Genomic DNA, 22,323 nt, shown 5'->3' on the forward strand with positions numbered 1-22,323 from the left:
GGGGGAGCCGCTGAAACAACCTGCTGCGGCGTAACCCCTTCTGCAATATGAAATGGCGCGACGAGTGTTCCGTGCCAACCATACCGGCGCGGCGATCCGGTGAGCGCCGCAACGGTCTGTTCGAGCGCGGCGATTTCTGATTCCTCGGGTGTCTCGATCAAGCGTCCGGTCTCGGCATCGCGGCCAAGCCATTCGCAGCCCGCGCGCCACCATGCAGAAGACGCAGGGGGTGCGTAGTAAAGCGCAATGCGCGAACTGGGCGTCCAGGCATTCAAGACCGTGTCGTTCGCTTCGACGCTCATATACCGTCCTCGACCAGCAATTGCACCCGGTCGGCGGCAAAGTGGGTAATACCGTATTTGATAGGCACACCGGCTTCGTCGACGTCTACGCTTTCAACCCACATCACCGGTTGCGCCCGATTGATCTGCAAGCGCCGCGCGACTTCCGAGCTAGGCAGGATGCAGCCGATACGGCTCCATTTACGCGTGTAATCAACGACGCCGAATTCAACAAGCGCCGCGCTGACTCCTTGCACGCCCGCCAGCACGCCGGGCAAGTCGGCGAAGCGCATGGCGGGAAACCAGCTACGCGCATAGGTCAGCGGCACATCGTCTGAATCGTGCCGTGTCTCGATCTCGTACACGAAGGTCCCTGCGCGGATGGAGAGCGCTTTCGCGGTGACCGGATCGGCCTTCACTTTCGCGCTGGACAGGACTACCCCCACGGATGCCTGGTTATTGCGCCGCAGGTTTTCCGTAAAGCGCGTGCGGCGCCCGATCTGATAGTCGATCGCACCCGGTTGCACGAACGTGCCGCGGCCTTGTTCGACGCTCACCAGCCCCGTGGCCGCCAACCGCAGCATCGCGCGGCGTACCGTGTGCCGGTTGACGTCGAAACGCCGGGCGAGTTCAGCCTCGCTCGGCAGGCGGCCGTCTTCTCCGAAGCTGTTCGCCGTGATCTCCGCCGAAAGAATCTGTTCGATCTGACGCCATACCGCAACGCCCGCACCGCGCTCCACGGCCAGGCCCGGCGTGCCAGTTTCGTTAGATGTCATGTTGCTGTCATTCCTGTCGGTTTGAATATCGTTTTCGGCATTGTAGTGCGCCGCCGATGGCGAAAATGTGAAAGCAGGGCGCTAGTGAAGAATTTTTATCCGGTTGCATAAACGTCTAGACGACCAGATGACTATTCTAGTAGCGTTGAGGCTCGACAGGACGATGAAATCACGGACACGGCTTGGGCTCCAAGCGCCCTTTATTGACGAGGTAAGACCATGAGTACATCTGCGCAGACGCCCGCGCCTGCCGGTCCCGCGACGCGGCGGGAATGGCTGGCTATCCTCGCGCGCACGCCGCGGGCGAGCATGAAGGCCGCGCTTGATACGGCACTGGACGGCGCTTCACCGCCTGAATTCGACTGGCTGCGCGCACCCGATATCGGTCTCGCGATGGTGCGCGGACGGGTTGGCGGCAGCGGGGATGCATTCAACCTGGGTGAAGTGACGGTGACGCGTGCGACGCTGCGCTTGCGGGTTCGTGAAGGGCGCGCCGCGGTGGGTATCGCGGTTCACATGGGGCGCGACAAGGAGCGCGCGACGCTCGCCGCGCTCGCCGACGCGCTGCTGCAGACACCTGCTTTCGAAGCCCGGATGCAGGAGCATTTGCTGGCGCCGCTCGCTGCGCGCATCGCCGAAAACCGGGCGCAAAAACAGGCCCGCGCCGCGGGTACCAAGGTGGAATTCTTTACGATGGTGAGGGGCGACTGATGTTACCTGACAAGCTTTCAAGCAACTTGCGCGGTACGGACGTCGCGGGCATCGACCTCGCGACCCTGACCCCCGGTTTCAACGACACCGTTCATGATTCGCAGGGCGTGTTCCGTGCGTTGCTCGACGCGCTTTCGCGGCCTGGAAAAATCGTCTCGATCGATGCCGTGCTGCCCGATCTGGAACAGGACGGCAGCACGGCGGCAGCCCATGTGCCGATGGCCGCGTTCGCTGCGCTGCTCGCACTCGCGGACTATTCGACGCCCGTGCTGCTGCAGCACGAGCATCGCGGCTTGAGCGACGCGCTGCGGTTTCACACGGGCGCACCCCTCACGCAGGATCACGCGCAAGCGGTTTTCGCCTACCTGCATGATGCGGGATCGATGCCGCCGCTTGATGCATTTTCGATCGGGGACCCTGAGACACCAGAGAACGCCGCCATGCTGTTCATCCGCGTGGACTCGCTTGACGACGGCACGCCGATGACCTGGCGCGGTCCCGGTATCCGCGATTCACACGCGGTCCATATCAGCGGTGTCGCTGATTCGTTCTGGCAGGAACGCGCGCGATTGGCGAGCCAGTTTCCTTGCGGTATCGATTGTTATTTCGTGCACGGCGGCTCGGTGATCGGCCTGCCGCGTACCACTCGCGTGGGGGTGGCCTGATGTACGTCGCAGTCAAAGGCGGAGAACGCGCGATCGAGCGTTCGTGGGACTTGCTCGCGGCCAACCGGCGCGGTGATGAAACATTCGCGGAACTCAGCGTCGACCAGATTCGCGAGCAGCTTGGGCTGGCGGTCGCACGGGTGATGACCGAGGGCTCGGTCTACGACGAAGAGTTGGCTGCGCTTGCGATCAAGCAGGCAGCGGGGGACCTCGTGGAGGCCATTTTCCTGTTGCGGGCATATCGCACGACGCTGCCGCGCTTCGGTTACACGGTGCCGCTCGACACGGAGGCCATGCTTGCGGAGCGGCGTATTTCGGCTGCGTTCAAAGACATTCCGGGCGGACAGATGCTCGGCGGCACGTACGATTACACCCAGCGGTTGCTCGATTTCAGCTTGCTCGCCGAAGGCGGCCCGCGCGCGGCCAACGTCAGCACCGCGAGCCGTTGCGCGCCGCAGCACGAAGCAATGCCGCGCGTGCTCGCCCTGCTCGACAAGGAAGGTTTGATCGAACAGGAGAAGATGCACGCGGATGCGCCCGAACCCGGCGATCTCTCGCGTGAGCCCTTGATGTTCCCCGTCGCGAGGCCGGTCCGTTTGCAAAACCTGGCCCGAGCCGATGAGGGTTTCCTGCTGGCTGTCGGCTATGCCACGCAGCGTGGTTATGCAAATTCACATCCGTTCGCCGGCGAGATTCGTTACGGCGAAGTCGCAGTCGAGCTGGAACTTGAAGAGTTGGGATTCGCGGTGGAGATCGGCGATATCGACATCACCGAGTGCCAGATGATCAACCAGTTCGCAGGCAGCGGCGACGTGCCGCCCACGTTTACGCAAGGGTATGGTCTCGCGTTTGGCCACTCGGAACGCAAGGCCATGGCGATGGCGCTGGTCGACCGTGCACTGCGCGCGCAAGAACTTGGCGAGACCGTTTCGTCGCCGACGCAAGACGCTGAATTCGTGCTTTATCACAGCGACAACGTGGAAGCATCGGGCTTCGTACAGCACCTGAAATTGCCGCATTACGTTGACTTTCAGTCTGAACTCGAATTGCTGCGGCGTTTGCGTGCGGGCATCGAGAAAAAAGCGCAGCGCGAAAGTGAAGCGCAAGAAGAGAATCAAGCGCAACCAGAGCCCAGCGAGGAGAACGCCGCATGAATGCGCGTATTGAAGAAAGTGCCAGGGCTGAAGGCTATAACTTTGCCTACCTCGATGAACAGACGAAGCGCATGATCCGTCGCGCGCTGCTGAAAGCCGTGGCCATCCCCGGTCATCAAGTGCCGTTTGCATCGCGAGAAATGCCCTTGCCTTATGGCTGGGGAACGGGCGGCCTGCAGGTTACGTCCGCGATCATTGGACGCAGCGACACGCTGAAGGTGATTGACCAGGGTTCCGATGAAACCACTAACGCCGTGAATATTCGCCGCTTCTTTGCGCGCACGGCGGGTGTCGCGACCACCACGCGCACGGTGGAAGCCTCCATTATTCAAACCCGCCACCGGATTCCCGAAACGCCGCTGACCGAAGCGCAGGTCCTTGTGTACCAGGTGCCGATGCCCGAGCCGCTGTTCCGGCTCGAACCGCGGGTGACCGAGTCCCGCAAGCTCCATGCGCTGGCGGACTACGGGCTGATCAACGTGAAGTATTACGAGGACATCGTGCAGCACGGCAGCATTGCGACCACCTACGATTACCCGGTGCTCGTCAACGACCGTTATCTCACTTCACCGTCGCCAATCCCCAAGTTCGATAACCCGAAGATGCACATGAACCCTGCGCTGCAACTGTTCGGCGCTGGCCGGGAGCGCCGCATCTATGCAATCCCGCCTTATACGAAGGTACGAAGTCTCGACTTCGAGGATCATCCGTTCACCATTCAGCACTGGGATCATGAGTGCGCTTTGTGCGGTTCGCGTGAGAGTTTTCTCGACGAAATGATTGTGGACGACGCGGGCGCGCGCACGTTCGTGTGTTCGGACAGCGACTATTGCCAGGAACGTCACGCAGAACAGGAGGGCGCATGAATCTCTCTACTCCTGCACCCGCACTCCGTCTGCTCACTGGCCGCGGACTCACGAAGCGTTATGACGGTCGCGGCGGCTGTGTCGATGTGGACATCGATATCTATCCGGGCGAAGTGCTTTGCATCGTCGGCGAATCCGGTTCAGGGAAATCCACGTTGCTCAATGCGCTGGCGCTGCGAACCCCCGTGAACGATGGCGCATTGCACTATCGCACCGTGGAGCATGAACTGCTCGATCTGTTCGCGCTGCCCATGCCGCGTCGAAGAACGCTCGCGCGTACCGACTGGGGTTTTGTGCATCAGAACGCACGTGACGGGCTGCGCCACGGCGTGTCGGCCGGGGCGAATATCGGCGAGCCGTTGATGGCGAACGGGGCACGTCACTACGGCCGCCTGCGTGAAACAGCTTCGGACTGGATGAATCAGGTCGAACTGGATGCCACGCGTATTGACGAGTTGCCTTCCGCGTTTTCAGGCGGCATGCAGCAGCGGCTTCAGATTGCGCGCAATCTAGTGACGAAGCCACGCCTTGTGTTCATGGACGAGCCCACAGCGGGGTTGGATGTCTCCGTGCAGGCGCGGCTGCTGGACCTGCTGCGCACACTGACAGCCAAACTTCATCTCGCTGCCCTGATTGTCACGCATGATATTGGGGTAGCGCGTTTGCTCGCGCATCGTCTGATGGTGATGAAGGACGGGCGAGTGGTGGAGAGCGGCCTGACCGACCAGGTGCTCGATGACCCGCAACATCCCTATACACAGACGTTGGTTGCGTCCGTGCTGCCAGTTTGAGGTACGAGAATGAATGCCAATGCCGATCTTTCCAATGAGCTTGCGTTTGCTGAACGCGCGCCACTGATGCTGCGTGCGCGAGCGGTCGAGAAGACCTTTACGCTGCACCAGCAGGGTGGCGTGCAAATCGCCGCGCTGGGCGGTGTGTCCCTCGACGTAGAACGAGGCGAGTGTGTCGTGTTGTCGGGACCTTCGGGTGCAGGCAAGAGCACGTTGCTGCGTTGCATGTACGGCAACTACTTGCTCACGCGTGGCATGGTTGCCATCCGCGATGAAAGCCGCACATCGCACTACCTGTCGCTGTCGGATGCGCTGCCGCACGATGTGATTCGCTTGCGCCGTACTACCATGGGTTATGTGAGCCAGTTTTTGCGCGCTATTCCGCGCGTGTCGTCGCTTGATCTTGTCAGCGAACCCTTGATCTCGCGCGGCATGGACGAAGAACAAGCGCGGGCACGTGCAGGCGCATTGCTTGAACGCCTCAACGTGGCGCGGCGTCTGTGGACGCTCGCACCTGCCACGTTCTCAGGCGGTGAACAACAACGCATCAATATCGCGCGTGGACTGATCGCTGAACAGCCGCTGCTGCTGCTCGACGAACCCACGGCGTCGCTCGATGCCGAGAACCGGCAGGTGGTGGCGGAGCTCATCGTGGAAGCACGCGAGCGGGGCGCTGCAATCGTCGGTATTTTTCATGACGAGGACACGCGTGAACGTGTGGCGACTCGACTAATCCAACTCAACGCTCCCGCCGCACAGGCGGCAACCGCGTCAACGATTACGGAAACCTTGCAGATATGTTGATCAAAAACGCGCGCATCGTCACTCGCGATGAAGAGTTCACAGGCGTAGTACGAGTAGCCGATGGTCGCATCACCGAGTTAGCGCCCGGCACGACGTCGGTTAACGACGCCGAGGACTGGGGCGGCGATTACCTGTTGCCTGGACTTGTCGAGCTGCATACCGACAATATCGAAAAGCATATCGCGCCGCGTCCAGGCGTGTTGTGGAATCACGACGCAGCCATCCTCGTGCACGATGCCCAGGTTGCGACGGCCGGCATCACGACGGTGTTCGATTCACTCGCGATTGGCTCGCGCGGAGGCGTGGGCGTACGCGGCAAGGAAATACAAACCAACTGCGCGCGCTCGATCGAGCGGCTGGCTGGGAGCGGCATGCTGCGCGTCGATCACTTCCTGCATCTGCGATGCGAAGTGGCGGCAGCGGACGTGCTCGACGTATTCGAGGGGCTGGTTTCGCATCCGCTGTTGCGCCTCGTCTCCGTGATGGACCATACGCCGGGCCAGCGCCAATGGCACGATCCGGTCCAGTGGCGCCGGTATCAGGAGCGTCACGGAAAATGGACCGACGAGCACGCGAGCACGGTGCTTAGTGAACTGACTGATGACCAGCATCGGTACGCGCGCGTTCATCGCAGCGAGATCGTTTCGCGTTGCAAAGCGCTGGGTGTGCCGCTCGCGAGTCACGACGACACATCCATCGAGCACGTGCTGGAAGCGGTAGAGGACGGTATTGTCCTAGCCGAATTTCCGACCACGCTGGCCGCGGCGAAGGCGGCGAGGGATCATGGCGTCGCGACGATCATGGGTGCGCCGAACGTCGTGCGGGGCGGCTCGCACTCGGGCAATGTATCAGCGCTCGAAATGGCGCGCGCGGGGCTGCTCGACATCCTGTCATCGGACTACGTGCCGTCGAGTTTGCTGACCGCCACGTTCGAACTGGTCGATAAGGCTGGGTGGTCGCTGTCGCAGGCTATTCGCACGATATCGTCGGCGCCGGCCAAGGCGGCTGGCCTGACGGATCGTGGCGCGATTAGCCTCGGTCTCAGGGCCGATTTCGTGCGGGTCGCCATGGCAGATCGCTTGCCGGTCCCGCGCGCCACGTTCCTCGAAGGCCGGCGTGTAGCGTGATTGCCGGGAAAGGAGCGCTGCATTGATTGTTGACTCTGAATATGCGCCGGTGCGTTTAGGCATTTGAAAGCGGGCTCGTTCGGGCAGTATGAAGGTGCGTCCATGACGCCTCTGCCCGATGCGCGTCGTCGTCCCTGAACGGCGACGCGTGCTCAATGCGCAAGACATTGAAACACGCCCGAACCCAGGTTTCATCGAAAACCAACTGTTGACCCACCATGCCTGAAACACACTGGCATCCATTCCAGCAGGCCGTTTTTTGCGGGCGGCAGCGGCACGGCACCACGTCAATTAGCCTTTAAGACTGGCGCGAGCCGGCATCACTCCGTGCGCGTCAAGGCCGAGCAGGAATCCGGGCGGCCGATCTCGGTGCATACCTGGAAACGCGCGGAATACGAGCCTTGCGGGGGCTTGCGCGCACTTGCGCGAGGCGCAGTGAACTGAGCGTTAAGTAAAACAAAATCCCCGATTCAGAAATCACGACTTCGCGAAACGGGTAGACGGGTTCATAGTTGAAGTCACTACGACCCGACTGCCACGTACAACGAGAGACGCCATCGTGCCCGAAGCGACTGAAAAATTCGACGACTGGCTGGACAAGACGCAAGTTGTCCGCGACGTGATTACCGCATTCCCGCTGGCGGCCATGGCCGCTACGCTGAACCGTGAACCCGAGACGAAAAATGTGCCGCCGCTATGGCACTGGCTTTACTTTTTACCGATTGCGCCCTTGTCTGAAACCGGTCCCGACGGGCATCCGAAACGCGGCGGTTTCCTGCCGCCCGTGCCGCTGCCGCGCCGGATGTGGGCAGGCGGACGCCTGACATTTCATGCACCGCTGGCGGTCGGCGAAGAGGCGACACGCACGTCGACGATTGTGAATATCGAAGAGAAGCCGGGCCGCACTGGGCGGCTCGTGTTCGTGACGGTGCAGCATGAAATTGAGGTAAACGGCGCGCTCAGGATCGAGGAAGAGCACGACATTGTGTACCGCGACGAACCGGCCCCCGATGCTTCCAGCGCGCCAAAGAAAGAGCCGGCCAAAGCGCCCATCGACGAGACCTTCAGCCGCGAGATACCCACCGACCCCGTGCTGCTGTTCCGCTACTCGGCGCTGACCTTCAACGGTCACCGGATTCATTACGATCACCCGTACGTCACGCAGGAAGAAGGATATCCGGGGTTGATCGTGCACGGCCCATTGATCGCGACCCTGCTCGTGGATCTCGTGCGCCGCGAGTTGCCCGACGCAAATATCGTGAGCTTCGCCTTCCGCGCGCTGCGCCCGACCTTTGCGCCCAACCCGTTCACCGTGTGCGGCAAACCGTCGGATGACGGTCGCACTGTCGAGTTATGGGCGAAAGACCATGACGGTTACCTGACGATGCGCGCCACCGCAACGCTCGCCTGAATCTGACAAAGTTCCTATGCAGACCACTCATTCTGATCAGTTCCAGGACATTCGTGAAGCCGTTCGCGACCTGTGCCAGCAATTTTCCGGTGACTATTTCCGCAAGATAGATGAAGCGCGCGGTTATCCGGAAACCTTCGTCCATGCATTGACGAAAGCGGGGTGGCTCGCCGCACTGATTCCGCAGGAATACGGCGGTTCGGGGCTGGGCCTGACGGAAGCGTCGGTGATCATGGAGGAGATCAATCGCGCCGGAGGCAATTCCGGTGCCTGCCACGGTCAGATGTACAACATGGGCACGTTGCTGCGGCATGGCTCGGCGCAACAAAAGGACCGCTACCTGCCGCAGATCGCGAGCGGCGACCTGCGTCTCCAGTCCATGGGCGTCACCGAGCCGACCACCGGCTCGGACACGACGAAGATCAAGACCACTGCGCAACGCCGTGGCGACCGTTACGTCATCAACGGCCAGAAGGTATGGATCTCGCGGGTACAGCATTCCGACCTGATGATCCTGCTGGCCCGTACCACGCCGCTCACTGATGTAAAACGCAAGTCCGAAGGCATGTCCATTTTCATTGTCGACCTGCGCGAGGCGATCGGCCACGGCATGACCGTGCAGCCGATCCTGAACATGGTCAACCACGAGACTAACGAACTCTTCTTCGATAACCTCGAAATTCCCGCGGAAAATCTGATCGGCGAGGAAGGACAAGGGTTCAAGTACATCCTCGACGGCCTCAATGCGGAACGTACCTTGATTGCGGCGGAATGTATTGGCGACGGCTACTGGTTTGTCGACAAGGTGACGGCCTATGCGAAAGAACGCATCGTGTTCGGACGGCCTATCGGACAGAACCAGGGCGTGCAGTTTCCCATCGCCCGGTCGTTCGTCAACGTGGAGGCGGCGAGCTTGATGCGCTTTGAAGCGGCGCGTCGCTTCGATGCTCACGAGCCCTGCGGCGCGCAAGCCAACATGGCGAAGTTGCTGGCGGCCGACGCATCGTGGGAAGCGGCCAATGCATGTTTGCAATTTCACGGTGGTTTCGGTTTCGCCTGCGAATACGACGTCGAACGCAAGTTCCGCGAGACGCGCCTGTATCAGGTCGCGCCCATCTCGACGAACCTGATCCTCTCGTATGTCGCCGAACACATCCTCGGCTTGCCACGGTCGTTCTGAATGATGAGACCACTAGACGGCATCAAGGTCATTACGCTGGAGCACGCGATTGCGGCGCCCTTCTGTACTCGCCAGCTCGCCGATCTGGGCGCACGCGTGATCAAGATCGAGCGGCCAGGAACGGGCGATTTCGCACGCGGGTATGACGAACGCGTGGATGGGCTCGCGTCGCATTTCGTGTGGACCAACCGCTCGAAGGAAAGCCTGGCGCTTGATGTCAAGCAGCCGGAAGCCGCGAAGATTCTCGATACGCTGGTGGCCGATGCGGACGTGCTGGTGCAGAACCTTGCGCCGGGCGCGGCGGACCGGCTGGGCTTGGGCTACGACACCCTGAGCAAGAAGTACCCGAAGCTGATTGTCTGCGACATCTCGGGCTATGGTGCTGACGGTCCGTATCGAGACAAGAAGGCGTATGACCTGCTGATCCAGAGCGAATCGGGATTCTTGTCGATTACCGGATCGCCCGGCGAACCTGCGAAAGCGGGCTGCTCGATTGCTGATATTGCCGCTGGCATGTACGCGTATTCGAACATCCTGAGCGCACTGATTTTGCGTGGACGCACGGGCAAGGGCTGCCGGATCGATGTATCGATGCTCGAAAGCATGGTCGAGTGGATGGGTTATCCGTTGTACTACGCAATTGGCGGCCAGAGTCAACCGGCATTATCCGGCGCGTCGCACGCGACGATCTACCCGTACGGCCCGTTTCTGGCCGGAGACGGCAAGACGGTCATGCTGGGTTTGCAGAACGAACGTGAGTGGAAGGTGTTTTGCGAGCGGGTGCTCGAGCAGCCCTCGCTTGCCGTCGATCCGCGATTTGACGCGAATTCAAAACGCTCGGGCTCACGCGATGTTTTGCGCGAATTGATTGTCGCTGCGTTCAGCAAGCTGACTGCAGGCGAGGTCTTGCAGCGACTCGACGCGGCCGGCATCGCCAACGCGCAGATGAATACGCTCGCCGATGTCTGGGCGCATCCGCAACTCGAGTCGCGCGATCGCTGGCGCGAGGTTGGCACATCGGCGGGACCCATTCCCGCGTTGCTGCCACCGGGCACGCCGAACGGTTTCACGCCGCGCATGGACCCGGTTCCGGCACTTGGCGAACACACTGAGGCCATCTTGCATGAACTCGGATACAAGGACTCGCAGATCCAGGCGCTGCGCGAATCCGGCACTATCTAAACCCCTCAGGTACCCACTATGACGACCGATCATCCCAGCCGGGCGCTCGCTACCTTCGCGGCGTCACTTCATTTCGACGATATTCCGCAGCACGTCGTCGAGCGCGCAGTGAACCTGTATGTAGACTGGCTTGGATCGGCGCTTGGAGGCAAGGGCGCGCGACCGGTCGAAAGTATTGCGTTGTTTGCGAGCATGGCGGGCGCGGCGAACGGCAACGGCCAGGCGGAAGTGCTGATCGACCGCACGCGCGCCACGCCGTATTTCGCCGCGATGGTGAACGCGGCCGCGTCGCATTTCGTGGAACAGGACGACGTGCATAACGGCGCCGTCTTTCATCCGGCGACGGTCGTGTTTCCTGTTGCGCTGGCGTTGGCGCAGGCGGCACGTGCATCGGGCCGCGACTTTATCGCGGCGGTGGTGGCCGGGTACGAAGTAGGGATCCGCATCGGGGAATTTCTCGGGCGCTCGCACTATAAGGTCTTTCATACTACGGGTACTGCGGGGACCGTGGCGGCGGCCGCCACTGCGGGACGGATGCTCGGGTTGTCGCCGGTGCAGATGCTCGATGCGTTCGGCTCGGCCGGTACGCAAGCCAGCGGCCTGTGGGAGTTCTTGCGCGATGCGGCGGATTCCAAACAGCTTCACACAGCCATGGCAGCCGCCAATGGCCTGATGGCGGCCAGCCTCGCGGCCGATGGTTTCAAAGGCGCTACGCGCATCCTGGAGGGCGAGAAGGGCATGGCGGCAGGCATGTCCACGGACGCCGATCCTGCACGCCTCACCGACCGACTGGGCGTTCGCTGGGCGTTGACCGAAACGTCGTTCAAGTATCACGCCGCTTGCCGGCACACGCATCCCGCCGCCGATGCGTTGCTTGCAGTGATGGCGCAGCACGGTTTGAAACCGCAAGACATCGAGCGCGTGACGGCGCGCGTGCATCAGGGGGCAATCGATGTGCTCGGCGCCGTGACCTTGCCCACGACGGTTCATCAGGCGAAGTTCAACATGGGGACAGTGCTGGCGCTTGTCGCTTATCACGGTTATGCCGGCGTGACGGAATTCGAAGAAGGCTACGCCGCTGCGCCCGTCGCCGCTTTTCGCGGCAAGGTGGAGATGGTCTTCGATGAAGAAGTGGACCGGGCCTATCCCGCGCGCTGGATCGGCAAGGTGACGGTGCACACGCGCGATGGCCGCGAATTGACGGGGCGTGTCGATGAACCTAAGGGAGACCCAGGCAATACGCTCTCGCGCGAAGAGATCGCCATGAAGTTTCGGCGGCTTGCCGACTTCTCGGGCGCGGCGTCGGACGAAGAAGCATCACATTTGCTCGACGCGGCGTGGGGCATTGCATCGGAAACACGCATTGGCTCGCTCTTCGAAGTGGATGTGCGGGCATGAGCGAGCGCTCTTATCTGTTCGTACCGGGTAATCGTCCCGAGCGTTTTGAAAAGGCCCGCGCGAGCGGCGCCGATGCGGTGATCTTTGATCTGGAAGACGCGGTTCAGCCGCAAGAAAAGCCATCCGCTCGCGATGTGGTGCTCGAGCACATGGACGCAGCTCGTCCCGCGTTCGTACGGATCAATGCAGCGGATACCGAGTGGTTTAACAACGACATAGCGGCGATCGCGAATCATCCGGGCGTGGCGGGCATCGTGTTGCCGAAGGCCGAAACACGCGAGCACATTGAAGCGGTGCTGGCGCACGCGCATCCGTCCCTGACAATCCTGCCGATCGTGGAAACCGCGCGGGGATTCGCGAACCTCACGCTGCTATGCGGGGCTCCTCGGGTACACCGCATCGTGTTCGGCACGCTGGATTTCCAGATCGACTTGAACGTGGAGGGCGACGGCGAAGAACTCGATATGTTCCGCTCGCAGATCGTGCTCGCGTCGCGGCTTGCCGGCTTGGCTACGCCGGTCGATGGCGTCTCGACCGTGCTGGACGACCCCGTTGCCATCGAGTCTGCAGCACGGCGCGGCCGTCGTTTCGGTTTTGGCGCAAAGCTCTGTATTCATCCGAAGCAGATCGACGCAGTGCATCGCGCATATGCATGGACGGCCGCGGAGCTGGCCTGGGCTGAACGTGTGCTGCAGGCGGTGGAGACAAGCGCCGGTGCGGCGGTGGCTGTGGACGGGAAGATGGTCGATCTGCCGGTGATCCTGAAGGCACGGCGAATGGCGGGCGCGAGCTGAAGAACGTTCAGAAAAGGCGCACATCACGTCGCTTGCTTGCCGAGCACACCACGCGGCGATGGAATTCAGCATGGTTGAAGATGCGCTTCATGGTCGGTTAAGATTGCACTCTCGGTGCATTTGCGCCGTAGCTATCCGCAACGCCCACCCGCCACCGACATGCATTTCGATTTCGTCGATCTGACGCTCATAGTCAATCTGGCCGACACCCGGAATCTCGCAAGAGCCGCCGAGCGCTGTCATATTTCGCCGCCCGCTGCGAGCAACCGTATCAAGAACCTTGAAGAGCAACTGGGTTTCAAGCTGCTGTACCGCACCAGCCAGGGCATGACGCTGACACCGGCGGGCGAGGCATTCGTGCATCACGCGCGCCTGGTGCAGGAACGCGTGGAGCATCTGGCCGGTGACATGCAGGAGTACGGCGAAGGCATCAAGGGGCATGTGCGGATCTGGGCCAACACCACCGCGATCAGCGAATTCCTGCCTTCAGTGCTGAGCGCTTTCCTGCGCGATCACCCGGACATCAATATCGACTTGCGCGAAGTACTGAGCGGCGAGATCGTCAAGGGCGTGACGGAGAGTGCAACGGACATAGGCATCGTGGCGGGCAATGTGCATGCCGCTCACCTGGAGATGTTGCCGTATCGGGATGACCGGCTGGTGCTGGTGACCTCGCTGGATCATCCTCTGGCGGCTGAGGAATCGGTCGACTTTGCTCGTACGCTAAACGATAACTTCGTCGGACTGCCAACGACCAGCGCGATCCATGCGTTTATCGTTACTGCCGCCGACGCGCTGGGCGTGCGCTTGAAACTGCGCATTCAGGTGGGCAATTTTGAAGCCGCATGCCGGATGATCGAACAGGGTGTCGGTATCGGTATTGTTCCTGAGTCGGTGGCGAAACGCCACGGCAAGACCCTGAACATCCGCATGATCCGTCTCAACGACCCGTGGGCCGAACGCAAGCTCAAGATTTGCGTGCGCAGCATGAAAGACCTGCCGCCGCTGGCGCGCGCGTTGGTGGACCGGCTCACAAGCGCTGCGTGAGGCGGCATGGCCGCTGCATCGAGACGTGCTTCGGCCGCGTCGATCCGTGCGTCCGGTCATCGACCGGCTGCAATCGGGCCGTTCGATGAAGCCAGTGTGAGCGTGTTGAAGCGATGCGTTCAGAATCGGTCAGCCCTGAAGGGGTGCAAATCGACGAGGGGCTTTTCACCCGTCACCAATTCCGCTATCAGCCGCCCCGTAATCGCACCGAGCGTCAGCCCGCTGCAAGCAAGCGATGCTCCGTCACGCAATGCTCGATCAGCGTCGCGTACCAGCGCGCGATCACAGCGTGCCGCGACGGATGCGAGTTGCGCCAGTACCGCCAGAGAAACGGCGCAAGCTTGAGCATGGCGTTGGGGTGATAGCGGACATCGAGCGCGGTGTTGCGGGAATACTTCAGGAGCGCGCTCAGCGCTCGCGGAAACGCGTACGGATAAACGATCACGTCGTACTCGACGAACGCGGACTGGAAGCGCTTAAATATGCGGGTCTGTTCGGCTTGCGCCCAGGCGCTGTCGGCGAGGGTCATGCTTGCGCCCAGTTCGTAGTTCGCCCGCGTGTTCGGTCCGAGCGTATTCGGGTCGCGTGTGACAACGAGCCAGGATGACGCGCAAGTGCTGGTTTGTTGTGTCGATGCCGACGCTAATCGTCCGGTCGACGCGATTTAGTCTTCACACACGGTGGTCCGGAGTTCACGACACGCCGGTCAACGCGGCGGCGAGCGCCGCAGGAACGCCCGCGCCGGCCGCTAGCTGCGGCGTTTTATGCCAGTCCGCACACCGTTGCAGCGCGCGGCGCAGGTCGGCCGTCAGGCCTGTACCCACCCGCACGCCCGGCTCGATATGCAACGACTTGAGTTCAAAAATACCTTGCGTACGATGCGCCTTCGCATCAACGCGTCCAATCAGGCGTCCACGATGCAGGATCGGGAGTACGAAATAACCGTACTTGCGTTTTGCAGCCGGCGTATAACACTCGATCACGTAGTCGAACCCGAACAACGTACTTGCACGTTTGCGGTCCCATACGACAGGATCAAACGGCGACAGCACCGTAGTCACCGTCGAAGCCATGCGGCCGGCGACCACATCGTCCAGCATGTCCACGAGGTCGCGGTGCACGAACGCATCTGCCTTCCAGTCATCGACTCGTACGGGTATCAGCTCGCCGGCGTCGGCCAGTTCATGTAACGCTGAGGTATAGGGAACGCGCGGCATGCGGTAATAATCCGCTACCCAGTCGGCACGGACGATGCCGAGCGCGCGACAAGCGCGCTTGAGCAGTTCCTGTGGAACCGCTTCGGCGGGCGGCAGGTCGCGCGCGTCATTCCAGTCGGGCAGCACGCGCTCGGTCACATCGTAGATCCGATGAAAATTACGCCGCTCCGCAACCATCAGTTCGCCGGTCGCGAACAACACTTCCAGGTGACGTTTCTCGGGTTTCCAATCCCACCAGCCGCTGCCGTTGCCGCCTTCGCGAGCGAAGTCCGCCGAGCGAATGGGACCTGTTGCCCGAACGCGTTCGAGCAGACGCTCAATGTCGTCACGATGTTTTGCATGCCAGTCCGCCGCGTATTTCCAGCCCATCCCGACAGGATCGAGCATTCGGTGACGCAACAGCCCGTAGTCTTCTATCGGCACAAGGCAGGCTTCGTGCGACCAGTATTCGAACAGGGAACCCTCGGCCAGATGCTCATCGAGCCATTGCGGCTGATAGTCGCCAAGGCGGCTGAACAACACAAGGTAAGGACTGCGAGCGACCACGTGGATGGTATCGATCTGCAACTGCGCCATGCGGCGGATTGCGCCGAGCACATCCGTTTTTGTCGCCTTGCGGCGCGGCGGCGCAAGCAGGCCTTGGGCTATCAGGTGCAGCGTACGGGCGGCCGACAGGGGGATCGTCTTCATGCGGTGGGCTCGTTAGAGGAGGCGAGTTGGTCGGATACGTTACCAGAGGACCGGCTTGATCGTGCGGCGGGGTCGGGACGGCGAACCGCCTTGGTCAGCGTCAAGGAACATTGCGAAGGCATGGCTCAGCTTTCAATCTTGAACGCACCGCGCTGACGCCTTGTGCACGCGAGCGATCAGCGTGGCCCCTCATATGCACCCCTGTCTCGCCGTCATCTAAGCATTTTCCCCTACGTGCAAATCGCTTGACTACGAAAAAATGGCAACCTACATTTTGATCCTGTTCATACATGTACTTTTTAAAACGGATAGGTAGGTCAACTTGTTCACTGCCGTAGCACGTCCGCTATTTTTACTACCGGGGGGGTATATGAAACTGGGTCGATACGCTGCGTGTGCAGCGTTGTTGTCGTGTAGTTATGCTCACGCGGATTCCGGCGTGACGCTTTACGGTATCGTTGATGAATTCTTCCAGTATGTGAATACTGGCAATCACTACACCGCTGCTGTCGGATCCAGTTCCGAGTGGGCCAGTCGTTTTGGATTAAAGGGATCCGAAGATATTGGCGGCGGCAATAAGGTCAATTTTCAACTCGAAAACGGTTTTAATCCGAATAACGGCACATTCGCTTCCACAGGCCAGATGTTCAACCGGCAGGCCTGGGTGGGTTTATCTGGTAACTGGGGAGAAGTGAGACTGGGCCGCCAAAACTCGCCAGTCTTTTACGACCAGGGTTATCTGGATGCATTCGGGGCATCGACTCAGGCGTCGGGGTTCAGCAACTTGATGACTTACGTTGTGCGCACGAGCAATACCGTGTCGTACCAGTCGCCGGTCATAGCAGGCTTGCAGGCGGGGGTATATGCCGGTTTTGGCGATGCCGGGGGATTGCGCTCGGCGGGTTCGAGCTACCAGGCGGATCTCCAATACAACAGCGGGCCGATCGCCGCTACGGTGGCATGGCAGGCCGTGAAGAACGCCAGCAACTCCTCAACCGATACCGCCGTTGAGGCTGGCGCCTCGTACACCATCCAGAAGGCTACGATTTATGCCGGCTATGCTGCCAGCAGATGGACGGACATTAACCTGAATGTCGATGTTTATGGTATTTCCGGTAAATATCAATTCACGCCTTCTGTCTTTGTCGCATTGGGCTATACCGCATTGCATGATAAAACCGCCGCTGCCGATAATGCGAATCAGATTGCCGCAATGGCCCAGTACGACCTCTCTAAAAATACCAGTGTCTACGGCACGATTTCTTATCTGACGAATCACAATCAGGCGTCATATACGCTGGCGGGCTCTGCTAATCCAGGCTTGCCGCTGGCTTATCCCGGCGCGAATCCGCATGGCATCTCGATTGGTATGTTTCATAAATTCTAGATCGCATGTTTGGCATGATGCTTTCCAAACATGTTCATACATGTTCGCTTAACGGAAACGTCACCACGATCAGGTGCGCTGCAATGAAAAAGCGTTTGAACAATGTGGGCGCCTCGAAAGCGGAAATGGTCGCCGCGGCGATCCAGGATGAGATTTTGACCGGGCGCTTGCCGTACGGTGTGTTGTTGGAAAGCGAGAGTGAGTTGGTGCAGCGGTTCTCAGTCAGCCGAAACACTATTCGCAAGGGTCTCGAGGAACTGATGAACACGGGCCTGATTACCCGCAAGGTCGGCGTGGGTTCGTTTGTTACCTACAACGGCCAGACGCTGGATAGTGCGCTGGGCTGGTCCAAGGCGCTCGAGACAGCCGACGGCGGCGCTCAAACCCGGTTGCTGCAAATCAGGGTGATCCAGGATGAAACGCTCGCCGTTGAGCTCTCGCTGCAACGGCCTGCCTTTATCGCAGTGGACCGCCTGCGGGTATTAGCGGACTCGCAACGGCCGATCTCGCTCGAACTCAGCCGGATTCCGTTTTCCGACCGGCTGGCGGATCTGCCGTTGCAAGGGTTGATCGGTGGTTCGCTGAACCAGACCTTGATCGAATATGGAATGGCTGCGGATCACGGCGAAGAATGGGCGGAAGTGATCGGGCTCGAACAAGCGGATGCCGACATCCTGAAGCACCCGCCGGGCACGTCGTTCCTGCGCACCCGTCGTCTCACGCGTGACAAGCATGGCAACCCGGTCGAATACGTCGTCAGTCTGCTTGACCCCGCCTATTTTGGATTGCATCTGGAATTTTGAGAATCCTTTGAGGCGGGTGAGCAAGTGCAGATGGATTGGCCGTCGAGCGAGGCAAATCCGTTCGCGAATTTTCGTGCGCTTATGCCGCCGTTCCTGATGCGCTAAAGCAGCAACGGGCAGGGCAGTCGCATCAGACTGGGAAGGTCACCGCATTAAGCGATTCATAAGTTGTATTAACTAGTTACTGCCGCAGCCGGTGCTGCTTGAGTTCAACTTGATTGCCGGGAGTCCATGAAATGGCATTGATCGATAAAATACTTAAACGGGCATGGACGTGCCTAATGAAGTGCGTAATGACGTGCACGATGGCAACGGCCGCCCTGACTTCGTTCGCAGCGCATGCCGAAGATGTACACGTGCTGAACTGGAAGGGGTACGGCACGGACGAGCCCTGGGCGCTCAAGGAGTTCGAAGCGAAGACCGGGTATCACGTGGTCAACGACTTCTTCAATTCCGAGCAGGAAATGCTCACCAAGCTGCGCACCAATCCGGGCGCGTATGACGTGGTGATGGTCAACAGTGCGTTCAACCAGCAAGCTCGCGAACAAAACCTGCTTCAACCTATCGACGTGACCGGGATGCCCAATGTCGCCGACCTGAACCCCAAGATGCGCCATTCGCACTTGCTCGAGATTGGCGGCCAGAGCTACGGCATTCCGTGGGTGTGGGGCGTGACGTCGTTTGCCGTCAACGACACGAAGGTCCATCCGGTTCCGGACACCATCCAGGCGCTGTGGGACCCGGCGTACAAAGGTCATGTCGGCATGCGCGACGATGCTATCGAAGCGGTCCAGTTCGCAGCGCTCGCAACGGGCCAGAATATCAACGACATCAAGAATCTCGACGCCGTCAAGGACAAGCTCAAGGCGCTCACCGGTCAACTGAAAACGTTCTGGAGTTCAGAGAACGACTGGTGTTAGCGGCGGTGTAAAAGCGCGGATAGATGGCGGCAAGGATGAGACCCCCTGCCACCGACTATTTCCGCAACTTTAAAATGGGTCGTCTACGTCGTTGGGGTGAGCGTTTTTGGGATTGGCGCGTTGTTGATGTTGCAGTTCAAGAAGCTCAAGCTGATAGTGCATGCAGATACGCTCGCGCAGGTCATCCAGTAGTTCTACGACGGCGAGCGCCTGATCAGCGGACCAGTTCTCGGGGATCAGGAAGTTGAGCCCTTGCGTGATCCCGGACGGTAAATTAAGTCGCGTCATGGTTTTTTCTTCGCGGCTTTCGCTGCATTGCGTTTTTTGGTGAGTTCCTCTGCGCGTTCGCGCGCCTCCTTCACGCGATAGGATTCGCCCTCGATGACAACGACTTCGGCCCGATGTACGAGCCGGTCAACCAGGGAGACGACGCAAGCGGCGTTAGGGAATACTTCCGCCCATTCCTTGAACGGTCTGTTTGTCGTCACTACCGTGCTGGCGGTCCCGTATCTGCGACTAATAAGTTCGAAGAGCAAATCGGCGTGGCGGTTTGAGTATGAGAGGTAGCCGACTTCATCGATTACCAATATATCGGGCGAAGCGTAACGGTTTAGCCTGCGCCGTAGAGTCGAGTCACTGTCGAGTGCGGCCAGTTCGCCAAGCATTTGGCCCGCTGTAGTGAACAAAGCAGTGTGGCCGTGCACGATTGCCTGATGTGCCAGATTGAGCGCAAGTGTCGATTTGCCGACGCCGTTGGGCCCGATCAATACGACGTTCGTGTGGTCCTTGACGAACTCCATCGTCATCAGCTCTTCAACAACGGCGCGATCGCACCGCTTAGGCCACGTCCAATTGAAGTCGCACAGCGGTTTGAAGCTGCCCAGATGCGCATCGCGGATGCGCCGCTCTAGAGAACGGCGGGAGCGCTCGTCCTCCTCCCACTGCACGAGCGGCGCGACCCACGGCTGGGCAGCGACATCGGACCAATGGGTCACCAAGCCATAAAGGCGCAGTGCGTTCGCGCGAGTTTGCAACTCGTCAGGCGTGTTCATCGGCGTCTCCGGAGATTTGATCGTAGGTGTCGAGCCGGTGCGGTGTCACCAGCGTGTCTTTCTTGCGCACGTGTTCAGGCAAATCAATGACGACAGGCGGAGGTGCCTGGCGCCTCTCTCGCTGGCGCTCCAGCGCGAGACGGACCGGGTTTGGATGAGGTGCGGCATCGCTGGCAAGCGTTTCTTCAATCGCCGCCTGAAGTTCGGCGGCGCCATAGCGATCGAGCAGCTTCAGCAAATGCGATGTAATGTTGCCCAGATTTCCACCGACTTCAGCGGCGCGTTGCATGAGCACCTGGCTGGCAGGCGCTGCCTGACTTAGATGATCAAGGCCGCGGTGATGACGGGCCTGGCGTTTGATCTCAACGAGTTGTTCAATGTGCGCGGCAACCTCAATCTGTGCACCGCGATCGTAACTGCGCTCGTGGGTGGCGAGCAGCGTGATGCCATCAAGGATGCGTACCTGACGAGGATCGGCGCGCACCGTCAGTGTGCGGCGTACATGCGTATGCGGGACGGTGTAGTCGTTGAGATCGAAGCGCACGTAAGGCGTCTTGCCAACGCTCACCTCTAGCTGCAACTCACACGGATAAGGATTGTCGGGCAAGCCGAGCAGACTTGGCTGCTCGCGCTCGAAGGCTTCGCGCACCGTCATCGTCGGGTCCTCGCGGCAGGGACGATTTGCAGCGGGGCCGGCGCACCAGAGCGTGGCCTGAGCATTCAGATCGTCAAGATCGATGAACTTGCGTGCCGCAAAGAAGTTCTCGCGTACATAGCGTATAGCGCGTTCGACCCGCCCCTTCTCATTGCCCCGTGCAACGGCCACCGGACGGGGTTCATAGCGATAATGGGCGGCAAACGCAAGAAGCTGGGGATTGAAACGGATCGCGTCGCCTTGACGCTCAAGGACAGCGCTCTTGAGGTTGTCGTACAGCAGAACCCGCGGCAGTCCAGACCACGCCTCAAAGGCACCCGCGTGGCCGGCAAGAAAGCTGTCCATGCGGGCATCGAGAAAGAAGTGCAAGTAAATTTGGCGCGACCACGACAGGACCATCACGAATGCCATCAGTGGTCGGCGTGCGCGACCAATCTGCAGGTGATCGAAATGCGCCCAATCGACTTGCCCTTGTTCCCCCGGAAGGGTCCGAAGACGCAAATAAGCCTCAGTGATCGGCCGGGGACGGTGCACCGAGATCAAATGCCGGAAGTGATGATGATTACCGCGGTAGCCGCGTTCACACACCATCGCGTAAAGACGGCTGGCCGTCAGCGACGGAAACTTCTTGAGCGTTTCGTGGATGAACGGCAAGTATGCGTCGATCTGCGAAGGCCGCAGCAGCCCACCAGTTCTTGGCAATCCGGCCTGCGCGAGCACCCGATGAACCGTTCCGTGGTGTACATGCAATTGCCGTCCGATGGTGCCTGCACGCCATTTCTCAACGTGGTAGTAGCGCAGGATTTGCGCTTCGATCTCCGCCGTGATGCTCATGGGTCTTCTCCGGTTATGTCTGTAGTAGTACGAACATATCGAGGAACCCGACTACGCAATGCTCCGAGGCGCACCAGTGCCGAACAAGCGCATTGACAGAAGTGGCAGTGGGCAGGCAAACGCCTCGGAATGTCGGGCGTTGCTGCTTTGGCCACCGTTGCCGGGTTTGCTTGCAGTAAAGCACCGGCGGCAGCCGATGGGGAACCCTGATGTGTCACTTTATTTAGGCGTGCGCGATAGCGGCGCATCCGCTCGGCATGCGCGAGGCGTCCATTGCGGCTGCGCTGGTAGCGACTTCCGGCTTCTCGAACACCGCTCTGACGGGCGGCGCCCGAGCAGTCGCCATCGCAGTAAATCTGGCCGCGATCGCAATAGCGACACACGACCACCTGCGCACGGCAGCGCGCACATACGTAAAAGCGGCCTGTCGCCGGCATCGCAGAATTCCGTCAATGCCGAGGCGATATCGACAGAGCCGGCTGAGCGTGCAATACTCATTGCACACCCTTGCTCCGTGCACGCGTGGGGTCTGACATCGGTGTGGACTTGGCGGTTTGAACCGGTGTCAGGCCGTTTCT

Annotated in this window: 21 protein-coding genes and 3 pseudogenes; 16 read left to right on the forward strand and 8 right to left on the reverse strand. The window is 60.4% G+C overall.

The genetic code is table 11. From position 1 onward, the window contains the following. Positions 1-302 (reverse strand): annotated as a pseudogene (locus BSU04_RS25365) (hypothetical protein); the annotation flags it as partial. Next, entirely contained in the window at positions 299-1,057 is a 759-nt protein-coding gene (phnF, locus tag BSU04_RS25370) for a phosphonate metabolism transcriptional regulator PhnF (protein WP_089163166.1), read from the reverse strand. The pseudogene BSU04_RS25365 and the gene phnF, both read right to left, overlap by 4 nt. Positions 1,058-1,276: 219 nt before the next feature. Here phnF and phnG point away from each other — a divergent pair, with 219 nt between their 5' ends. The 13 genes from phnG to BSU04_RS25435 all read left to right on the forward strand — a co-directional run bounded on the left by phnG (position 1,277) and on the right by BSU04_RS25435 (position 14,187). Further along, complete coding sequence (gene phnG, locus BSU04_RS25375; RefSeq protein ID WP_089163167.1) at positions 1,277-1,768, forward strand: phosphonate C-P lyase system protein PhnG; 492 nt, start codon at positions 1,277-1,279, stop codon at positions 1,766-1,768. After that, complete coding sequence (gene phnH / locus BSU04_RS25380; protein WP_089163168.1) at positions 1,768-2,433, forward strand: phosphonate C-P lyase system protein PhnH; 666 nt, start codon at positions 1,768-1,770, stop codon at positions 2,431-2,433. Before phnG ends, phnH begins: the two co-directional genes overlap by 1 nt. Further along, positions 2,433-3,587, forward strand: a complete 1,155-nt coding sequence (locus tag BSU04_RS25385; RefSeq protein WP_089163169.1) for a carbon-phosphorus lyase complex subunit PhnI — start codon at positions 2,433-2,435, stop codon at positions 3,585-3,587. Before phnH ends, BSU04_RS25385 begins: the two co-directional genes overlap by 1 nt. Further along, positions 3,584-4,453, forward strand: a complete 870-nt coding sequence (locus BSU04_RS25390; protein WP_089163170.1) for an alpha-D-ribose 1-methylphosphonate 5-phosphate C-P-lyase PhnJ — start codon at positions 3,584-3,586, stop codon at positions 4,451-4,453. Before BSU04_RS25385 ends, BSU04_RS25390 begins: the two co-directional genes overlap by 4 nt. After that, positions 4,450-5,244: a phosphonate C-P lyase system protein PhnK gene (gene phnK, locus BSU04_RS25395; RefSeq protein ID WP_089163171.1), complete on the forward strand. Its 795-nt coding sequence runs from the start codon at positions 4,450-4,452 to the stop codon at positions 5,242-5,244. The genes BSU04_RS25390 and phnK overlap by 4 nt, the downstream gene beginning before the upstream one ends. Positions 5,245-5,253: 9 nt before the next feature. Further along, positions 5,254-6,048 (forward strand): phosphonate C-P lyase system protein PhnL, encoded by a 795-nt coding sequence (gene phnL, locus BSU04_RS25400; RefSeq protein WP_089163172.1) that lies wholly within the window; start codon positions 5,254-5,256, stop codon positions 6,046-6,048. After that, on the forward strand, positions 6,042-7,175 hold the full coding sequence (locus BSU04_RS25405) for an alpha-D-ribose 1-methylphosphonate 5-triphosphate diphosphatase (RefSeq protein ID WP_089163173.1): 1,134 nt from the start codon (positions 6,042-6,044) through the stop codon (positions 7,173-7,175). Before phnL ends, BSU04_RS25405 begins: the two co-directional genes overlap by 7 nt. 559 nt (positions 7,176-7,734) lie before the next feature. Beyond that, positions 7,735-8,586 carry an FAS1-like dehydratase domain-containing protein gene (locus tag BSU04_RS25410; RefSeq protein ID WP_089163174.1) on the forward strand — a complete coding sequence of 284 codons (852 nt, stop codon included), beginning with the start codon at positions 7,735-7,737 and terminating at the stop codon, positions 8,584-8,586. Positions 8,587-8,602: 16 nt separating this feature from the next. After that, positions 8,603-9,766: an acyl-CoA dehydrogenase family protein gene (locus BSU04_RS25415; protein ID WP_089163175.1), complete on the forward strand. Its 1,164-nt coding sequence runs from the start codon at positions 8,603-8,605 to the stop codon at positions 9,764-9,766. 3 nt (positions 9,767-9,769) lie between these two features. Then, entirely contained in the window at positions 9,770-10,948 is a 1,179-nt protein-coding gene (locus BSU04_RS25420; RefSeq protein WP_089163184.1) for a CaiB/BaiF CoA transferase family protein, read from the forward strand. An 18-nt stretch (positions 10,949-10,966) separates the two neighbouring features. Next, positions 10,967-12,346, forward strand: coding sequence for an MmgE/PrpD family protein (locus BSU04_RS25425; protein WP_089163176.1), 1,380 nt, complete (start codon positions 10,967-10,969; stop codon positions 12,344-12,346). Beyond that, positions 12,343-13,140, forward strand: coding sequence for an HpcH/HpaI aldolase/citrate lyase family protein (locus BSU04_RS25430; protein ID WP_089163177.1), 798 nt, complete (start codon positions 12,343-12,345; stop codon positions 13,138-13,140). Before BSU04_RS25425 ends, BSU04_RS25430 begins: the two co-directional genes overlap by 4 nt. Positions 13,141-13,299: 159 nt before the next feature. Next, on the forward strand, positions 13,300-14,187 hold the full coding sequence (locus BSU04_RS25435) for a LysR family transcriptional regulator (RefSeq protein ID WP_089163185.1): 888 nt from the start codon (positions 13,300-13,302) through the stop codon (positions 14,185-14,187). 220 nt (positions 14,188-14,407) lie between these two features. Here the strand turns inward: BSU04_RS25435 and BSU04_RS25440 are convergent. From BSU04_RS25440 to BSU04_RS25445, 3 genes and pseudogenes are all read right to left on the reverse strand, one after another. Continuing rightward, positions 14,408-14,626 (reverse strand): annotated as a pseudogene (locus BSU04_RS25440) (amino acid dehydrogenase); the annotation flags it as partial. After that, positions 14,618-14,773 (reverse strand): annotated as a pseudogene (locus BSU04_RS48895) (amidase); the annotation flags it as partial. The pseudogenes BSU04_RS48895 and BSU04_RS25440, both read right to left, overlap by 9 nt. A gap of 106 nt (positions 14,774-14,879) precedes the next feature. Beyond that, positions 14,880-16,094, reverse strand: coding sequence for a winged helix-turn-helix domain-containing protein (locus BSU04_RS25445; protein ID WP_089163178.1), 1,215 nt, complete (start codon positions 16,092-16,094; stop codon positions 14,880-14,882). A gap of 370 nt (positions 16,095-16,464) precedes the next feature. On the opposite strand from BSU04_RS25445, the gene BSU04_RS25450 reads away from it, so the two are divergent. From BSU04_RS25450 to BSU04_RS25460, 3 genes are all read left to right on the forward strand, one after another. Continuing rightward, a complete protein-coding gene (locus BSU04_RS25450; protein WP_089163179.1) occupies positions 16,465-17,481 on the forward strand; it encodes a porin in 1,017 nt (338 codons plus the stop codon). A gap of 83 nt (positions 17,482-17,564) precedes the next feature. Next, on the forward strand, positions 17,565-18,284 hold the full coding sequence (locus BSU04_RS25455) for a GntR family transcriptional regulator (RefSeq protein ID WP_089163180.1): 720 nt from the start codon (positions 17,565-17,567) through the stop codon (positions 18,282-18,284). Between the two features lie 305 nt (positions 18,285-18,589). Then, positions 18,590-19,204, forward strand: coding sequence for an extracellular solute-binding protein (locus tag BSU04_RS25460; protein WP_218827348.1), 615 nt, complete (start codon positions 18,590-18,592; stop codon positions 19,202-19,204). Positions 19,205-19,273: 69 nt separating this feature from the next. Here the strand turns inward: BSU04_RS25460 and BSU04_RS25465 are convergent, their stop codons facing one another. From BSU04_RS25465 to istA, 3 genes are read right to left on the reverse strand one after another with little or no spacing between them, the layout of a single operon-like run. Beyond that, positions 19,274-19,492: a hypothetical protein gene (locus BSU04_RS25465; RefSeq protein ID WP_089162168.1), complete on the reverse strand. Its 219-nt coding sequence runs from the start codon at positions 19,490-19,492 to the stop codon at positions 19,274-19,276. After that, a complete protein-coding gene (istB, locus tag BSU04_RS25470; protein WP_089163182.1) occupies positions 19,489-20,256 on the reverse strand; it encodes an IS21-like element helper ATPase IstB in 768 nt (255 codons plus the stop codon). The genes BSU04_RS25465 and istB overlap by 4 nt, the downstream gene beginning before the upstream one ends. After that, the gene (istA, locus tag BSU04_RS25475) at positions 20,243-21,745 is read right to left on the reverse strand and encodes an IS21 family transposase (RefSeq protein WP_089163183.1); all 1,503 of its coding nucleotides are present in this window, start codon (positions 21,743-21,745) and stop codon (positions 20,243-20,245) included. Before istA ends, istB begins: the two co-directional genes overlap by 14 nt. Positions 21,746-22,323 lie beyond the last annotated feature (578 nt).

It is taken from the genome of Caballeronia sordidicola, from assembly GCF_002220365.1.
Taxonomy (GTDB): domain Bacteria; phylum Pseudomonadota; class Gammaproteobacteria; order Burkholderiales; family Burkholderiaceae; genus Caballeronia; species Caballeronia sordidicola_C.

Bases quoted from the DNA above. Each gene is read 5' to 3' on its own strand.
- phnF (WP_089163166.1), bottom strand. From the start codon at position 1,057: ATGACATCTAACGAAACTGGCACGCCGGGCCTGGCCGTGGAGCGCGGT.
- phnG (WP_089163167.1), top strand. From the start codon at position 1,277: ATGAGTACATCTGCGCAGACGCCCGCGCCTGCCGGTCCCGCGACGCGG.
- phnH (WP_089163168.1), top strand. From the start codon at position 1,768: ATGTTACCTGACAAGCTTTCAAGCAACTTGCGCGGTACGGACGTCGCG.
- BSU04_RS25385 (WP_089163169.1), top strand. From the start codon at position 2,433: ATGTACGTCGCAGTCAAAGGCGGAGAACGCGCGATCGAGCGTTCGTGG.
- BSU04_RS25390 (WP_089163170.1), top strand. From the start codon at position 3,584: ATGAATGCGCGTATTGAAGAAAGTGCCAGGGCTGAAGGCTATAACTTT.
- phnK (WP_089163171.1), top strand. From the start codon at position 4,450: ATGAATCTCTCTACTCCTGCACCCGCACTCCGTCTGCTCACTGGCCGC.
- phnL (WP_089163172.1), top strand. From the start codon at position 5,254: ATGAATGCCAATGCCGATCTTTCCAATGAGCTTGCGTTTGCTGAACGC.
- BSU04_RS25405 (WP_089163173.1), top strand. From the start codon at position 6,042: ATGTTGATCAAAAACGCGCGCATCGTCACTCGCGATGAAGAGTTCACA.
- BSU04_RS25415 (WP_089163175.1), top strand. From the start codon at position 8,603: ATGCAGACCACTCATTCTGATCAGTTCCAGGACATTCGTGAAGCCGTT.
- BSU04_RS25420 (WP_089163184.1), top strand. From the start codon at position 9,770: ATGAGACCACTAGACGGCATCAAGGTCATTACGCTGGAGCACGCGATT.
- BSU04_RS25425 (WP_089163176.1), top strand. From the start codon at position 10,967: ATGACGACCGATCATCCCAGCCGGGCGCTCGCTACCTTCGCGGCGTCA.
- BSU04_RS25430 (WP_089163177.1), top strand. From the start codon at position 12,343: ATGAGCGAGCGCTCTTATCTGTTCGTACCGGGTAATCGTCCCGAGCGT.
- BSU04_RS25435 (WP_089163185.1), top strand. From the start codon at position 13,300: ATGCATTTCGATTTCGTCGATCTGACGCTCATAGTCAATCTGGCCGAC.
- BSU04_RS25445 (WP_089163178.1), bottom strand. From the start codon at position 16,094: ATGAAGACGATCCCCCTGTCGGCCGCCCGTACGCTGCACCTGATAGCC.
- BSU04_RS25450 (WP_089163179.1), top strand. From the start codon at position 16,465: ATGAAACTGGGTCGATACGCTGCGTGTGCAGCGTTGTTGTCGTGTAGT.
- BSU04_RS25455 (WP_089163180.1), top strand. From the start codon at position 17,565: ATGAAAAAGCGTTTGAACAATGTGGGCGCCTCGAAAGCGGAAATGGTC.
- BSU04_RS25460 (WP_218827348.1), top strand. From the start codon at position 18,590: ATGGCAACGGCCGCCCTGACTTCGTTCGCAGCGCATGCCGAAGATGTA.
- BSU04_RS25465 (WP_089162168.1), bottom strand. From the start codon at position 19,492: ATGACGCGACTTAATTTACCGTCCGGGATCACGCAAGGGCTCAACTTC.
- istB (WP_089163182.1), bottom strand. From the start codon at position 20,256: ATGAACACGCCTGACGAGTTGCAAACTCGCGCGAACGCACTGCGCCTT.
- istA (WP_089163183.1), bottom strand. From the start codon at position 21,745: ATGAGCATCACGGCGGAGATCGAAGCGCAAATCCTGCGCTACTACCAC.